Source organism: Zhihengliuella halotolerans, from assembly GCF_004217565.1.
Taxonomy (GTDB): Bacteria; Actinomycetota; Actinomycetes; order Actinomycetales; family Micrococcaceae; genus Zhihengliuella; species Zhihengliuella halotolerans.
The window spans coordinates 628,760-643,593 of record NZ_SHLA01000001.1; the positions used below are offsets into that span (position 1 = coordinate 628,760).

The 14,834-nt window shown below is 69.0% G+C and carries 13 protein-coding genes; 5 read left to right on the forward strand and 8 right to left on the reverse strand.

Annotation, left to right across the window (positions count from 1 at the left end; translation table 11 throughout):
* The first annotated feature begins 95 nt into the window (after window positions 1–95).
* The 3 genes from sigE to EV380_RS02835 are packed head-to-tail and all read left to right on the forward strand — an operon-like array spanning window position 96 to window position 2,143.
* The gene (gene sigE, locus EV380_RS02825; protein ID WP_102157465.1) at window positions 96–713 is read left to right on the forward strand and encodes an RNA polymerase sigma factor SigE; all 618 of its coding nucleotides are present in this window, start codon (window positions 96–98) and stop codon (window positions 711–713) included.
* 12 nt (window positions 714–725) lie between these two features.
* Window positions 726–1,679, forward strand: coding sequence for a zf-HC2 domain-containing protein (locus EV380_RS02830; RefSeq protein ID WP_102157466.1), 954 nt, complete (start codon window positions 726–728; stop codon window positions 1,677–1,679).
* Window positions 1,680–1,726: 47 nt separating this feature from the next.
* Window positions 1,727–2,143: a sec-independent translocase gene (locus EV380_RS02835; protein WP_130449217.1), complete on the forward strand. Its 417-nt coding sequence runs from the start codon at window positions 1,727–1,729 to the stop codon at window positions 2,141–2,143.
* A gap of 11 nt (window positions 2,144–2,154) precedes the next feature.
* Here the strand turns inward: EV380_RS02835 and EV380_RS02840 are convergent, their stop codons facing one another.
* Genes EV380_RS02840 through EV380_RS02850 form a run of 3 tightly spaced genes read right to left on the reverse strand, consistent with a single transcriptional unit; the run spans window position 2,155 to window position 5,185 of the window.
* Window positions 2,155–3,282 (reverse strand): Mrp/NBP35 family ATP-binding protein, encoded by a 1,128-nt coding sequence (locus tag EV380_RS02840; RefSeq protein ID WP_102157468.1) that lies wholly within the window; start codon window positions 3,280–3,282, stop codon window positions 2,155–2,157.
* Window positions 3,279–3,908: a DUF1003 domain-containing protein gene (locus EV380_RS02845; protein ID WP_102157469.1), complete on the reverse strand. Its 630-nt coding sequence runs from the start codon at window positions 3,906–3,908 to the stop codon at window positions 3,279–3,281. Before EV380_RS02845 ends, EV380_RS02840 begins: the two co-directional genes overlap by 4 nt.
* Before the next feature lie 2 nt (window positions 3,909–3,910).
* On the reverse strand, window positions 3,911–5,185 hold the full coding sequence (locus EV380_RS02850; protein ID WP_102157470.1) for a magnesium transporter MgtE N-terminal domain-containing protein: 1,275 nt from the start codon (window positions 5,183–5,185) through the stop codon (window positions 3,911–3,913).
* Window positions 5,186–5,329: 144 nt separating this feature from the next.
* On the opposite strand from EV380_RS02850, the gene EV380_RS02855 reads away from it, so the two are divergent.
* On the forward strand, window positions 5,330–6,085 hold the full coding sequence (locus EV380_RS02855; protein ID WP_207219287.1) for a YflT domain-containing protein: 756 nt from the start codon (window positions 5,330–5,332) through the stop codon (window positions 6,083–6,085).
* Window positions 6,086–6,163: 78 nt separating this feature from the next.
* Here EV380_RS02855 and EV380_RS02860 read toward each other — a convergent pair whose 3' ends face one another.
* Both EV380_RS02860 and EV380_RS02865 read right to left on the reverse strand, forming a co-directional pair.
* The gene (locus EV380_RS02860) at window positions 6,164–7,735 is read right to left on the reverse strand and encodes an aminopeptidase P family protein (RefSeq protein ID WP_130449219.1); all 1,572 of its coding nucleotides are present in this window, start codon (window positions 7,733–7,735) and stop codon (window positions 6,164–6,166) included.
* Between the two features lie 217 nt (window positions 7,736–7,952).
* Window positions 7,953–9,590 carry an HNH endonuclease signature motif containing protein gene (locus EV380_RS02865; RefSeq protein WP_130449221.1) on the reverse strand — a complete coding sequence of 546 codons (1,638 nt, stop codon included), beginning with the start codon at window positions 9,588–9,590 and terminating at the stop codon, window positions 7,953–7,955.
* Window positions 9,591–9,742: 152 nt separating this feature from the next.
* Here EV380_RS02865 and EV380_RS02870 point away from each other — a divergent pair, with 152 nt between their 5' ends.
* Complete coding sequence (locus tag EV380_RS02870; RefSeq protein ID WP_130449223.1) at window positions 9,743–10,600, forward strand: PHP domain-containing protein; 858 nt, start codon at window positions 9,743–9,745, stop codon at window positions 10,598–10,600.
* Here EV380_RS02870 and EV380_RS02875 read toward each other — a convergent pair.
* The 3 genes from EV380_RS02875 to EV380_RS02885 all read right to left on the reverse strand — a co-directional run bounded on the left by EV380_RS02875 (window position 10,597) and on the right by EV380_RS02885 (window position 14,830).
* Window positions 10,597–11,481, reverse strand: a complete 885-nt coding sequence (locus EV380_RS02875; RefSeq protein WP_102160883.1) for a DNA-methyltransferase — start codon at window positions 11,479–11,481, stop codon at window positions 10,597–10,599. The genes EV380_RS02870 and EV380_RS02875 overlap by 4 nt on opposite strands.
* A 2-nt stretch (window positions 11,482–11,483) precedes the next feature.
* A complete protein-coding gene (locus EV380_RS02880) occupies window positions 11,484–13,067 on the reverse strand; it encodes a DEAD/DEAH box helicase (RefSeq protein WP_102160881.1) in 1,584 nt (527 codons plus the stop codon).
* 296 nt (window positions 13,068–13,363) lie between these two features.
* Window positions 13,364–14,830, reverse strand: coding sequence for an RNB domain-containing ribonuclease (locus tag EV380_RS02885; protein WP_130449225.1), 1,467 nt, complete (start codon window positions 14,828–14,830; stop codon window positions 13,364–13,366).
* Window positions 14,831–14,834: the final 4 nt, after the last annotated feature.

Genomic DNA, 14,834 nt, shown 5'->3' on the forward strand with positions numbered 1-14,834 from the left:
GCAGTTGCGGACACACCCAGTCTAGCGCCGGATCTTCAGGGGCTTGCGGTGTGCTATACAGCGATTTCACAGCCTGATCTGCCAGCATTGAAGCCGTGAAACGATCGCCAGCCCCGTCCGAATCCGCTGCCCTCTCGGCCGCCGAATCCTCGGAATCCGTGCCCAGCTGGGAGTCCATCGTCGAGAACCACTCCGCGAAGGTCTACCGGCTGGCGTTCCGCCTGACCGGAAACGCATACGATGCCGAGGACCTCACCCAGGAAACCTTCGTCCGCGTCTTCCGTTCGTTGGATTCGTTCACCCCCGGAACCCTCGGCGGGTGGCTGCACCGCATCACCACCAATCTCTTCCTGGACCAGGCCCGTCGCAAGTCCCGCATCCGCTTCGACGCGCTGGCGGACGACGCCGAGTCTCGCCTGCCCGGCCGGGACCCGGGCCCCGAGCGGCTCTTCGAACACAACAACCTCGACATCGACGTGCAGCAGGCGCTGGCTACGCTCCCGGTCGACTTCCGCGCCGCCGTCGTCCTCTGCGACCTCGAGGGGCTCTCCTACGAGGAGGTCTCCTCGGCGCTCGGCATCAAACTTGGCACCGTCCGCTCCCGCATTCACCGCGGCCGCGCGATGCTGCGTGAGCGCCTGCCGCACCGCAACCCCGCCCGCCCCAAGACGCCCACGATGTCGCTGCCCCGCGTGACGCGCGCGGCCTCGTAAACTGGTCGGTCTATGCATACGATGCGTCGATGGCTCGATCCGTACGTGCTGGGGGAGTTGAACGAGCGGCAGGTCGAGCGGTTCGAATCCCACGTGTCCCGGTGTGCCGACTGCCGAGTTGAACTCGAGCAGCGCCGCCGGCGCGCCACCCGCACCGCGCGATTCACCTCCGCCCTGCCGGTGGTGTCGGCACGCACCGGTGAGTACGACGCCGGCGCGTCCGGGACGACGTACGCCGTCGCCGTCGGCGCGGACACGGGACCCCATGACACCGTCGGCTTCTCCGCGCGTACCGCGCCGGCCCCGGGCCGCCGGAGCGCGCGGCGGGAGCTCATCCCGATGGTCGCCTTCATCGCCGTGTGCTCAGTGCTGGCCGTCTTCCTGTCGACGGCATGGGTACTCGGCGGTGCCGGCCCCAGCGGCCCCGCCGGTGCGCCGATTACGGAGAATTGGGATGAAGAGGGCGAACAGCTCTCCCATCAGGCCGTCGCTGACCTGCGCCGCGATGGATGGAACCTGCCCGCCTTGAACTCGATCGGCTACGAGCTCAGCGCGGCCGTCGGCTCCACCGTCAACGGCGTGCCCCGTGTCACCCTGACCTACGAGGGCCACGCGGGGGAGGTGGTCCTCCGCGAGCAGCGCAAGGACCGCGGCAGCCGCGTGGCCGAGTTGCCCGAGCCGCTCGCCGCCGTCGAAAGCCCCGCGGCAAAGGGCGAGCTGGGCCCGGCGGGTGCGCTCTCGACGACGGTCAACGCCAACGCGGCGGAGCCGTCGCTCATTGACACCGCGGACGCCGTCTACGAGGTGACGTTCACCGAGGACGAGTCGGAGCACGAAACCGTTCTCAACCGGATCCTGCTGACCGAGAACGCCCTTCTGGAGCACGCTCCGACCAGGCCGGACAACGCGTTTGCGCGGCTCGCGAAGGGACTGGCCCGCATGGGCGTCTTAGAAGGCGCCGAGTAACGTGTTCGACTACGAATCAACGGCTGAGAGCAGGTAGGCTCAAGGGCGTGTTCGGTATCAACGGCAGCGAGTTCGTCATCCTCGCGGTTCTGGCTGTCCTCATCCTCGGCCCAGACAAACTTCCCGGCTACGCCCAGCAGTTGGCGCAGCTGGTGAAGAACGTGCGCAAAATGGCCCAAGGCGCCAAAGACCAGCTGCGCGACGAGGTCGGCGACGAGATCGCCGACATCGAGTGGCGCAAGCTCGACCCGCGGCAGTACGATCCTCGCCGGATCATCAAAGAGGCCCTCCTCGACGACTTCGAGGACGCGGCCCGGGCCGCACGCGAGACGCCGCAGGCTCCGTCGAGCCGCAAGGCCATCCCCGCCTCCACACGTGCCGTGGCGCCAAGTGCTGCCACTGCGGCAGCCCTGCCGCGCCTGGATGAGGGCGAGCGTGCGCCCTTCGACACCGAAGCGACCTGACCCGCGGGCGCCTAGTTCGGCGTGACGTTGAGGGGTTTGCCAGCCAGGCCGCGCGGCGTATGCGTGAGACGGCGGGCGATGCCCGCGATCTCCGCGGCCGCGGCCGACTCCGGGTCCGAGATCACGAGCGGCGTGCCGGCATCGCCGCCCTCGCGTAGTCGCGGTTCGAGTGGAACCGAACCCAGCAGCGGCACCTCGGTATCGAGTCCCTCGGTCAGCCGCGCCGCGAGCAGCTCGCCGCCGCCCGATCCGAACGGGTGCATGCGCGAGCCGTCCGGCAGCTCGAGCCAGGACATGTTCTCCACGACCCCGAGGACCTTCTGACCGGTCGTCGAAGCGACCGCTCCGGCCCGCTCGGCCACCTCGGCGGCGGCGGACTGCGGCGTCGTCACGACGAGCAGACCGGAGGCGGGCAGCAGCTGGGAGACGGAGATCGCGATGTCGCCGGTCCCCGGCGGCAGATCCAGCAGCAGGACGTCTAGGTCCCCGAAGTGCACGTCCGTCAGGAACTGCTCGAGCGCGCGGTGAAGCATCGGGCCACGCCACACGACGGGCTGGTTTCCCTCCACGAACATGCCGATCGAGATGACCTTCACCCCGTACGCGACCGGCGGCAGGATCATCTCGTCGACGCGGGTCGGCGCCTGCGTGATACCCATCAGGGACGGAACCGAGAAGCCGTGCACGTCGGCGTCGATGATGCCGACCCGGAGCCCATCGGCGGCCATGGCGCACGCCAGGTTGACCGTCAGGCTCGACTTGCCGACGCCGCCCTTGCCACTCGCAACGCCGATGATGCGGGTGAGTGAATTCGGCTGCGTGAACGGGACGGTGCGCGAAGCGAGCTGGTCCTTGAGCGCCTTCCGCTGTTCCGGGGTCATGACGTCGAGCTGCACGTCGACGGAGTCGATGCCGTCGACGGACGTGGCCGCGGCGGTGACGTCGTCGATGATCGTGTTGCGCAGGGGGCACCCCGCGATGGTGAGGAGCACGGCGACGCCGGCCGTGCCGTCGTCGTACGCGGAGGCGTCCGCCACCATGCCGAGGTCGGTGATGGGGCGTCGCAGCTCGGGGTCCTGCACACGCGTGAGCGCAGCGTGCAGTTGCCGGGTCAGGTCGGGATTCGCGGGGGAAGTCACTTCTGCTGCGGTTCTCCTGAGGTCTCGTCGGTTGCGGGGGCGACAACGGGCAGCTGTGTCGTCGCCTCGGAGAGCGTTTCCTTCTTCTTCGGGCGCTTCTTGGCCCCGCGCCGCAGCCTGATCTCCTCGCCGTCGTGGGACTCGACCATCTCCTCCAGCACGCTGCGCAGCTCCGAGCGGACGAAGTCGCGGGTCGCGACGTCGCGCAGCGCGATGCGCAGGGCGGCGAGTTCGCGGGTGAGGTACTCGGTGTCGTGCAGGTTGCGCTCGCTGCGCTTGCGGTCCTCCGTGAGCGAGACCTTGTCGCGGTCGTCCTGGCGGTTCTGGGCCAGCAGGAGCAGCGGCGCGGCGTACGAGGCCTGGAGGGACAGCATGAGGGTCAGAGCCGTGAAGCCCAACGCGGCCGAATCGAAGCGCCAGTCCTGCGGGGCCACCGTGTTCCAGACCAGCCAGAGGGCACAGAAGACCGTCATGTAGACGAGGAACTGCGGGGTGCCCATGAAGCGGGCGAAACCCTCCGTCGCGCGGCCGAACGCGTCCGGGTCCGGGCGCATCCGCGGGAAGAGGCGCGCGCGGGCTGCCATCGGGGTGTCGAGGGCCCGGTGAAGCCGGTTGTTCTCAGGCATGGTCACACCGCCTTCGGATCGTCGTCGTGGGTGCGCCAGTCGTCGGGGAGCAGGTGGTCGAGCACGTCGTCGACCGTGACCGAGCCGACCAGGCGGCCTTGCGTGTTCACGACCGGTGCGCTCGTCAGATTGTACGTCGCCAGCGCCCGGGCGACTTCCTCGACCGGCGACATGTCGTTCAGCGGCTCGAGGTCCGTGTCGATGATGCTGCCGAGGGACTCCGGCGGGGGAGTGCGCAGCAGCGCCTGCAGGTGCACGACGCCGAGGTAGCGGCCCGTCGGGGTCTCGAGCGGCGGGCGGCACACGTAGACGGCGCTGGCGGTCGCCGGGCTGAGTTCCTCCTGACGGACGTAGGCCAGGGCCTCGGCCACGGTGGCCTCCGGCGGCAGGATGACGGGAACCGGCGTCATAAGCGAGCCGGCCGTGTCCTCCTCGTATTCGAGCAGGCGGCGGACGTCGTCGGCGTCGTCGGGTTCCATGAGCTGCAGCAGCGCCTCCTGCTGCTCGTCCGTCAGCTCGTTGAGCAGGTCGGCCGCGTCGTCGGGGTCCATCTCCTCGAGCACGTCGGCGGCGCGCTCCATGTCGAGGGCGGAGAGGATCTGGACCTGCTCCTCCTCGGGCAGCTCCTGCAGGACGACGGCGAGGCGGTCATCCTGCAGCTCCGCGGCGACTTCGAGCCGGCGCTTGTCGGGCATCTCGTGGAGGGCTTCGGCGAAGTCGGCCGGCTTCAGCTCGTCGTGGGCGGCGACGAACTGCGTCGCCGCCTGCGGCTCCGAGTCGTCGACGTGCAGGATCTCGTGCCAGTCCACGACGATGCGTTCGCCGCGGGCCAGCCGGCGGAACGGGCGGAACCCCGTGTCGCGGCCGCCGCGGCGCACGTAGTAGGCCGAGACGTGCCAGTCGCCGTTGCGCTGCTGGTCCAGCCCGATGTCCTCGATGATGCCGGGCCCGGACCCGTCTTTGAATGTGACGCGCTGGTCGAAGAGCTCGCCGACAGCCAGCCGCTCGGCGCCGCGCTGCTGGAAGCGGCGCAGATTGACCAAGCCAGAGCAAATGATCTGGCCGGATTCGATGGCCTGCACGCGGGTCACGGGTACGAAGACGCGACGCTTGCCGGGGACCTCGACCAGCAGGCCCACCACCTGGGCCGGCTTGGTGGTACCGCGATTGATCACGACGACGTCGCGCAGGCGGCCGAGGCGGTCTCCTAGCGGGTCGAATACGTCCAGTCCGAGCAGGCGTGCGACGAAAACCTTGGTGGCGAGGTTGCTGCTCATGACTTCTAGGCTACTGCCTCGAGGACTCCCGAAACGGGGTGGGTGAAGCGTGGCGTCACGTGCGCTTTCGCGGCTTCGGTTCACCGGCAGCGATACCGGGAGCCTTTTCATGTCATCGTCAGGAAAACACGGCAGAATGGGGGCATGTCCACTCCGTTCGGTTCCCCCAAGTCCAGCAACGACCTGCTCTCGCTTCCCCGCGGTGAGGTCCTTGGCCGTTACGAGTCCTATCTCGACGCGCAGAAGGTCGTGGACTACCTTGCGGACAACGACTTCCCCGTCTCCAACGTCAGCATCATCGGCTGCGACCTCAAGAGCGTGGAGCGCGTGACCGCGAAGCTCTCCTACCCTCGGGTGGCGCTCTCCGGTGCCGCACAGGGTGCCATGTTCGGCATCTTCGTCGGCCTGCTGCTGAGCCTCTTCAACGAGGGCAACCCGCTCGGCCAGATCCTCTCCTCGGTTGCGCTCGGCATGGCGATCTGGATGATCGTCGGCGTGGTCGGCTACTCGTTCCGTCGCGGCAAGCGCGACTTCTCCTCCTCGAACCAGTTCCTGGCCGGATACTACGACGTCGTCGTCTCTTTCGAGCATGCTCCGGCAGCCCGCAGGCTGGCTTCCAGCCTGCCGATGAGCCGGGTGCAGGCGGAGCACGTGACCCCGGCGTGGGCGCCGCCGCGGCAGGATCAGACTCCGCCGTCGGAGTCGGCCGGTTCTGCGCCCGCTGCCCCGCAGGAGGAGCCGACGCCCTCGGCCGGCGCCGCGCCCGGGAGCCCCGGGTACGGCGACCTGCCGGACGGGCGCCCGCAGTTCGGCGTGCGCGTCACCGAACCCGCGCCCGAGGCCCAGAAGCAGGATGGCGCCGGCGAGCCGGAGCCCGCGGAGGACGAGAAGCGGGACTGACTCCCTCGGAAACAACGACGCCCGGCACCTGGACGCGAAGTTCGCGCTCAGGTGCCGGGCGTCGTCGTACCCGGGGCCCTAGCCTGCCTGGACCCGTGCCATCCACGCCTCGATCTCGTCAGGGGTGCGCGGCAACTCGGCCGAGAGGTTCACGCAGCCGTCTTCGGTGACGAGGACGTCGTCCTCGAGCCGCACGCCGATGCCGCGGTACTCCTCCGGAACGGCGAGGTCCTCGGCCTTGAAGTACAGGCCCGGTTCGATCGTGAAGACCATGCCCGGCTCTAGAATGCCGTCGAGGTACATGTCGCGCCTGGCCTGCGCGCAGTCGTGCACGTCGAGGCCGAGGTGGTGGCTCGTGCCGTGCGGCATCCAGCGGCGGTGCTGCTGGCCGGTGTCGGCGAGGGCCTCCTCGAGCGGGACCGGCAGCAGGCCCCATGCGTCGAGGCGCTCGGCGAGTACCGTGATGGCCGCGGTGTGCAGATCGCGGAACGTGGTGCCCGGCTTGGCGACGGCGAACGCGGCGTCCTGTGCGTCGACGATCGCCTGGTAGATCTTGCGCTGGATCTCCGTGTACTTGCCGTTGACAGGCATCGTGCGGGTGATGTCGGCCGTGTAAAGAGAGTCGGCCTCGACGCCGGCGTCGACCAGGATGAGATCGCCGGAGTTCACCTGACCGGAGTTGCGCATCCAGTGCAGCACTGTGGCGTTGTTGCCCGAAGCGGCGATGGTGTCGTAGCCGAGGTCGTTGCCCTCTTCGCGGGCGCGAGAGAAGAACGCGCCTTCGACGACGCGCTCGCCGCGCTTGTGCTCGACTGCGCGCGGCAGTGCACGGGCCACGTCGTGGAATCCGTTCATCGTCGCGTCGACCGCGGCGCGCATCTGCTCGATCTCCCACTCGTCCTTGACGAGGCGGAGCTCGGAGAGTGCCTCCGGGAGTTCGGCGTCGAGCTTGTCGGACTCCTCGAGGTCCACTCCCGTGTTGATGCGCGAGGTGTCGACGAGGGCGTCGCAGTTCAGGTCCACATCGCGCAGGAGGCGGATGCGTACCCCGCCGAGCGCGGTATTCCCCGCGCCCCGGGTGATGGCGTCTTCAAGGGCCTCGTCCATGTGGGCGGTCGGGATGCCCAGGCGCGCCCGCAGCTCCGGAAGGGTCGGCCGCTGGCCGATCCAGAATTCGCCGCTGCGGGAATTGGAGTAGAACTCTTCGGTGTCGCGGCCGGCCATGGGGCGGAAGTACAGCGTCGCACGGTGGTTGCCCCCGTCGTCGCCGGTGCCTTCCTCGACCGGATCGAACACGAGCACGGCGTCGGGCTCGTGGTCCAGACCCAGGCCGGTCATGTGGGCGAAGCCGGAGTGTGGGCGGAAGCGGTAGTCGGTGTCGTTGGAGCGGACCTTGAGCGGTCCGGCGGGGATCACCAGGCGTTCGCCCGGGAATCGCTGCGACAGCCCGAGCCGGCGCTTGGCGGCGAAGGGTGCTACGGCGTCCTCCGGCGGCAGTGTCGTGTCCGCAGGGGCCCACTGGCCGGCCATGAACTCTTTGAATGCGTCCGACGACGGCCGCTGCGAACGGTTGTTCACGCGGTCCTCGATCGGCTGGTCGGTCGCCATGTCAGGCGTGTCGTTCGACGAGGTGTTGTTCTCTTCAGTCATCACCGCTCCAGTGTCTCAAACAGTTCGCCGAGGCATCAAGAATGATCGCGTGTGGCTTTGCTGGCACAGACAAGTCACAAGACGGATCGCAGTCCCGTGAGGGGTTCTGAGGTGTGTCCTGCCCGCGTGGCCCAGACAGGCCGGCGCGGTTCGGGAGGTGTTCGTCGTGGCTGCCGCTGAGGCGGCGCGGTGGGGTCCGTCGGGAGGGCCCGGCGGGTTAGGCAGCTTGGCGGTTCCCGTCGGGCGGTGCTGGCGGGTCGGGTGGGTCGTCCCCGTCGCTGCCGCCTCCGCCACCTCTGCCGCCGCCGGGCCCGGGACGGTCCCCGCTGCCGTGTCGGTCACGACTGGGCGCGGCCTGACGAGCTTGCTCAGCGGCGAGCATCCTGGCCCGCTGCCTCGTTTGCGAGGTCGGCGCCGGCACGAAGGTTCCTCCCGCATCCAGCCAGGGCGGCGCCTTGACGAACACGACTCCCGCACGCATCTCGATTTCCCAACCAGACTTCTCGAGGCTGTGGTGATGGTGCCAGCAGAGAAGAACCCCGTTATCGATCGTGGTCTTCCCACCCCGGGCCCACGGGCTCACGTGGTGGACTTCGCACCAGGCCGCCCGAATCGTGCAACCGGCGATCACACATCCGCCGTCGCGGGCGGCGATGGCCCGGCGCTGATGCCCCGTGAACACCCGCTCCTTCGTACCGAGCTTGATGATGCGCCCGTGGGTGTCGAACACGACCTTCTGCACCGCCCCCGTACACGCGGTGCGGTGAGCGATCCGTCCGGAAACCGGAACATCAATCCCGTCGACCTCGGCGTAGCCCTGCGGGTCCAACAAGTCCTCGGCATTCACGTGCACGAGCAGGGTGGCGGTGTCACCGCCAAGGTTCGGGGTGCCTTCACAACGCGAGGCTGCCTGGACCACCGCCATGAGGATGTCGTGGCGCTTCTGCGCCGCCGTCCGCGTGTCCAACACCGGAGCAGCAGCACCGGTGGTTTCGGCGTCGGTGGTGCGGGCCGCGGGGTTCGAGTGCGCGTCGAAGACCCGCTGCAAGTGAGCGGCGACTTCGGGCATCAACCACCCGGTCAACGACACCAGCCCGTCCTTCAGCGGTCCGAGCGTGAGGCAACGCTTGCCCTGCGCCCGCTCGGCCGCAGGGTCCGGGCCGTCCTGATCCAGACAGGCACCCCACTGGTGGGCGAGCTTGAGCATCTGCGGGTAGCTCAACGCCAACCCCTCATCCGGCACCACCGGGTTCTCGGGAGAGTTGTCTGTGCCGTTCTCTTCGGCTTGGGACTGCTGGATGAGGCGGGCGGAGAGGGCGCCGGTGGCCGCGTCCACCAGTTCGGCCTCGGCCTCGGCCAGCAGCGCCGGGTCTGCACGCCGGGCGACCTTGTTCAGCATCCCCGTCACCAGGGATGCGGTCGCCGGATCGATCTGTCCCTGGTGTAGGGCGCCGGCGATGTGAGGGAACTTGGCCTCGATCGGCGTACCGGTCACGCTGACGGTGGGACGCGTGTCCGCGTCCAGGGCGATCCGCTTCTTGAGCTGCCCGAACGGCAGGCGGGTGAGCCGCTGCAGCAGTTCGATCTCGTTCCGGCACCCCAACCGGGCTGAGAGCCGGTCCTCGCCCAGGGACTTCTCCGACCGCAGGGCGACCTCCCCGGCGCCACGGATTCGAAGGGCGTCCAGCTGGCGGCCTGCGGCTTCCATGGTTCGTGTGGCCTCGATCAGCGCCTCATCATCCTGGGCGGCCAGCTCACCAGCAGTACCTCCGAGTGCCGCAATCACGGCGCGACCCCGGTCCGCCGGCGAGAGACCGACGTACGCCTCGGGGTTCAACAGGAGGGCTGCTTCCATGAACTAATCCTAGTACAAGTATTCGAGAAATGGAAGAGATTCTGAACTTTTTTAGAACGAGATCCGCGACCGATGACAGCGGCGAGAGGGCGTTTCGCACGGTTTTCGCAGCATCGCGCATCCTCCGGCGACGGAACCTCTAAAGTGGTGGCATGCTGATCGACCTGCACACCCACTCGCGAGTCTCCGACGGCACGGAGTCGCCGCGAGCGCTCATGCGCTCGGCTGCGCAAGCCGGCGTCGACGTCGTCGCCTTGACGGACCATGACCAGACGGCCGGGTGGGCGGAGGCAGCCGAGGCAGCGGAGGACTACGGCGTGGGATTCGTGCCAGGCATGGAGATCTCCTGCAAGACCTCCACGGGGATCAGCGTGCACCTGCTCAGCTACCTGCACGACCCGAAGGACCCGGGGCTGCTGGCCGAGGTCGACCGGGCGCGGGACTCGCGCGTGCTGCGGGCCCGGCGGATGGTCGAGCTGCTGGGGGAGGACTTCCCGATCTCGTGGGAGCTGGTCCAGGAGCACACCGCGGACGGGGCGACGATGGGCCGCCCGCACATCGCCGACGCGCTCGTGGCCGCGGGCGTCGTATCAACGAGGACCGAAGCGTTCGAATCGGTTCTGACGCCGCGCTCGCGCTACTACGTGGGCCACTTCGCCATCGAGCCCGCGCACGCGGTGCGGCTCGTGCGCGCTGCCGGAGGTGTGCCCGTCTTCGCCCACCCCGTCGCCTCGGCGCGCGGGCGCGTGGTCGGCCACGAGGTGTTCGAGGAGATGATCGCCGCAGGACTGATGGGGCTGGAGATCGAGCATCGGGACAACCCCGAGCACGGTCGCCACATGCTGCGCCGGATCGCTGCCGAGCACGGTCTGATCGCGACCGGCTCGAGCGACTACCACGGCGCCGGCAAACCCAACCGGCTCGGCGAGAACTCGACCAGCGTCGAGGCCCTCGGCCTCATCCTCGCGGCCGGGACCGGGTCCGCCCCGGTCGGCGTCGACATCCGCTAGCGGGGCTTCTTCACGCCAGGTACGACGACGGCGGCGTCGCCGAAGCGCGCCCGCATCACCTTCACGGCCTCACGGTTCGCGTCCACGCAGACGAAGCGGCGGCCGAGCTCGAGTGCAGCGGCACCGGTCGTACCGGAACCCGCGAAGAAGTCCAGCACCCAGTCGCCCGGGCGCGAACTGGCCGCGATGATCCGCCGCAGCACGCCGAGCGGCTTCTGCGTCGGGTAACCCGTCTTCTCCTTGCCCGTGGGGGAGACGATCGTGTGCCACCAGACGTCGGTCGGGAGTTTGCCCAGCGCGGCCTTCTCGGCCGTGACGAGGCCGGGCGCCATGTACGGCTCGCGGTCGACCTCGGCCGAGTCGAAGTGGTACTTCTGCGGGTCCTTCACGTACACCAGGATCGTGTCGTGCTTGGACGGCCAGCGGGTCTTGGCGCGACCGCCGAAGTCGTACGCCCAGATGATCTCGTTGAGGAAGTTCTCCCGGCCGAAGATCGCATCCAGCATGACCTTCGCGTAGTGCACCTCGCGGTAGTCCAAGTGCACGTAGAGCGTGCCGTCGTCCGCGAGGAGGCGCCAGGCCTCGCGCAGCCGCGGCTCCAGGAAGCCCCAGTAGTCGTCGAACGCGTCGTCGTAACTGCGCAGCGCCCCGCGTAGAGTCGAATAGGAGACACCTTTGAATCCGACGCGGTCGCCCTCACCCTCCAGAGCGCGCACGCTCGTTGTCGACTGCCGCGCCTGCTTGCGTCCCGTGTTGAACGGAGGGTCGACGTAGATCAGCGTGAACGATCCATCGGGAAGGCGCGGGAGCACCTCGGAGTTGTCGGCGTGGACCACCAGGTTCTCGCTGTCGGTGGTCCACGCCGGCTTGGTTCGGCCCATGCCTACTGTTCGTCGCGGTTGTTCACGACTTCGCCGTTGCGACGGCGCGTCCGCGGACGACGACGGCGCGGCCGTTCGCTGCCTGCCTCCACCGGCGGAGTGTCCGCCTCTTCGGCACGCTGGCCGCGGCCCTCGCCGGTGCTCTCCTTGTTCGGGCGGTCGGCGCGGCCATGGCTGTGGCCGTGGCGACGCTCGCCCTCCTTGGAACGACCGCGCGAGCGCTGCGGACGCGCGTCCGAGCGCTGTTTGCCGCCGGTCTCGCCGAGGTCCTCGACCTTCTCACCCTTGAGTCCCTCGAGCTGGCGCTTGTTGCGCGGCAGACGGCCCTTCGTGCCCGCCGGGATGTTCAACTCCTCGTAGAGGTGCGGAGACGAGGAGTAGGTCTCGACCGGTTCGCCCTGATCGAGGCCCAGGGCCTTGTTGATCAGGCCCCAGCGGGGGATGTCCTCCCAATCGACGAGCGTCACTGCCGTGCCCTTGTTGCCGGCGCGGCCCGTGCGGCCCACGCGGTGCAGGTAGGTCTTCTCGTCCTCCGGGCACTGCAGGTTGATGACGTGTGTGACGTCGTCGACGTCGATGCCGCGGGCGGCGACGTCGGTCGCGACGAGCACGTCGATCTTCTCGTTGCGGAAGGCGCGCAGCGCCTGCTCGCGGGCGCCCTGACCCAGGTCGCCGTGCAGCGCGCCGGCGGAGAAGCCGCGGTCGGTGAGCTCCTCGGAGAGCTTCGCGGCGGCACGCTTGGTGCGCGAGAAGATGATGGAGCGGCCGCGGCCCTCGGACTGCAGGATGCGGGCGACGACCTCGACCTTGTCCAACGGGTGCGCGCGGTAGACGACCTGGCGGATGTCCTTCTTGGTGATGCCTTCGTCCAGCGGGTCGTGGGCGCGGATGTGCGTCGGCTGCGACATGAAGCGGCGGGCCATCGCGATGACCGGGCCCGGCATCGTCGCGGAGAACAGCATCGTCTGGCGGACCTCGGGCACGGCGGCCAGGATCCGTTCGACGTCCGGCAGGAAGCCGAGGTCCAGCATTTCGTCGGCCTCGTCGAGGACCACGATGCGGATGCTCTTCAAGTTCAGGTGCTTCTGCTTGTAGAGGTCCAGCAGGCGGCCCGGGGTGCCGACGACGATCTCGACGCCGGCCGCGAGCTGATCGATCTGCGGCTCATAGGCGCGGCCGCCGTAGATCGTGGCGATGCGCGCGTTGCTGCGCTTGGCCGCCGTCGTCATGTCCGCTGCCACCTGCACGGCGAGCTCGCGGGTCGGCGCGACGATCAGCGCCTGCGGGGCGCCCGGCGTCGGCAACTCCTCGAAGCCGGCGTCGCCGGGTCCGACGACGCGCTGCAGTGCCGGGATGCCGAAGCCGAGGGTCTTGCCCGTGCCGGTTTTGGCCTGCCCGATGATGTCGTGGCCGCTCAAAGCCACCGGAAGCGTCATGGCCTGGATGGGGAAGGGGGTGATGATGTTCTTGTCCGCCAGGGAGGCGACGATATCGCCGCGGACGCCGAAGTCCCCGAAGGTCTCTGTTGGTTCGACCGGTTCTGCGATCTTGACGGTCTCTTCAGTGTTGCCAGTATTGATGGTCAATGAATTCTCATTCGTTTAGGCGCTCGCCGTGGCTCCTCGTGTCGGGAGGCATCGAGCGCGTCCAGCGGAGCCGATCGCGGTCTTCTCACATCACGCCGAAGTGCGTTGCTGACGATGTCGTTCCCCTGCTGAAGCGGGGAGCCGCTGGTCGTGCATGGGCTCGTACGGCACCGTGCGGGCGTGGAGGTTTCAGGCAGGTTCGCTGGGAAACGCTGCAAAAGTGTTCACAAACTCTTACGATCGGGCATCCTTGCCTACGCGGTCAGTCTAACGGGTGCGGGCCGGCATCGCTGACTTCACGCGCTGATGATTTCCCGGACCACGAACCGGACGCGCCGTGCGGCGATGTCCGCCTCCGCCAGCTCGACGCGCACGCGCTGGCCGGGCACCGAATCGACGTCGCCCTCGCCGTTGATCTTCGCGGTGATCGCCGGCTCCAGGATCTGGACCATTCCCTCCTCGATGACCACGGCCTCGAAGCTCTCGCCGATCCGCCCGGCCAGCAGGGCCGCCTCGACGGCGTCGATCGCCTGCCGCTCGGCGGCCGACGCGCGCTGGCCCGAGGCCCGCATGTGCCCGGGCAGTTCCGGCAGGGCCGCGCGCACCCACTCGGGCACGGCCTCGCCCTGAACCAGGTGCCAGCAGGCCACGAGCACGAAGCGGTCGACGAGCCGGCGCAGCGGGGCCGTGGTGTGCGCGTACGGCGCGGCGATCGCAGCCTGCTCGCGCTCCTCGGGCAGTTCCCCGTCGAAGGCCGTGTAGCCGGCGCCGCGGAAGAGCACGGTGGCCGAGTACATGAGTGCCAGGGCGGCCGGGTCCTCCAGATTGAGGGAGTCGAGGAACTCTCCGTAGGTCAGGTCCTCGTCCCACGGGTGCCCGAGAGCCATCGCCTGCCGGCGGTACCCGGCGATCTGCTTCTCGTCCGGGGCGGGCATCGTGCGCAGGATGCCGACGCCGCCGTCGAGCATGATCCGCGCCGCTGCGATGCCGGTCATGAGGGAGATCTGGGCGTTCCACTCTTCGGCCGGCAGGTTCGAGCGGTGCGCCAGCACGTAGTGGCCGTCGCCATCGACCTCGACCTCCTGCTCGGGCAGGCGTAGGCTCGCGCCGCCGCGCTCGCGTTCGCGGCGCAGCCGGGCGCGGCCGATGTCGCGCAGGCCCGGGAGGGTTTCGCCGCCCGGCAGGGAACCGTCCGCGCGCGCGCCGTCGAGGCCGTCGATCATCTCCTGCACCTGCTCGTAGTGCAGTTTGGCGCGGCTGACGACGACGGCGCGCACCAGGTCGGTTCGCGTCAGGCGGCCATCCGCCGCGACGTCGAAAGTCCACACGAACGCGCTGCGGCGCTGATCGGGCAGCAGGCTGCCGGCGTCTTCGGCGATGCACTCCGGGTGGAGACCGAGGCGCTCGTGGGGCAGGTAGATGGTCTGGCCGCGCTGGCGGGTCTCCGCGTCCAGCGGGCCGCCCGGCGCAACGAACGCCGGCACGTCGGCGATCGCGTACCGGACGCGGAACCCGTCGCCGTCGTACTCGATGTGCACGGCCTGGTCCAGGTCGGTGGAGGTCGGCGGGTCGATGGTGACGAACTCGATGTCGGTGAGGTCGAGCGCGGGTGGTTCGAACGCCGCGATCGCGCGCTCGGCGTCGGCGAGGGCCTCAGGGCTGAAATCGGTGGGCAGCTCGAGGTCCGTCACGATCGCACGCAGGGCGTCGGCGAGTTCGGACTGGTGCGCGCGGGCGGACAGTTCAAGATGTTTATAGACCACGACG

Bases quoted from the DNA above. Each gene is read 5' to 3' on its own strand.
- EV380_RS02865 (WP_130449221.1), bottom strand. From the start codon at position 9,590: ATGGAAGCAGCCCTCCTGTTGAACCCCGAGGCGTACGTCGGTCTCTCG.
- EV380_RS02855 (WP_207219287.1), top strand. From the start codon at position 5,330: ATGTCCACTCCGTTCGGTTCCCCCAAGTCCAGCAACGACCTGCTCTCG.
- EV380_RS02830 (WP_102157466.1), top strand. From the start codon at position 726: ATGCATACGATGCGTCGATGGCTCGATCCGTACGTGCTGGGGGAGTTG.
- EV380_RS02875 (WP_102160883.1), bottom strand. From the start codon at position 11,481: ATGGGCCGAACCAAGCCGGCGTGGACCACCGACAGCGAGAACCTGGTG.
- EV380_RS02860 (WP_130449219.1), bottom strand. From the start codon at position 7,735: ATGACTGAAGAGAACAACACCTCGTCGAACGACACGCCTGACATGGCG.
- EV380_RS02850 (WP_102157470.1), bottom strand. From the start codon at position 5,185: ATGAGCAGCAACCTCGCCACCAAGGTTTTCGTCGCACGCCTGCTCGGA.
- EV380_RS02870 (WP_130449223.1), top strand. From the start codon at position 9,743: ATGCTGATCGACCTGCACACCCACTCGCGAGTCTCCGACGGCACGGAG.
- EV380_RS02845 (WP_102157469.1), bottom strand. From the start codon at position 3,908: ATGCCTGAGAACAACCGGCTTCACCGGGCCCTCGACACCCCGATGGCA.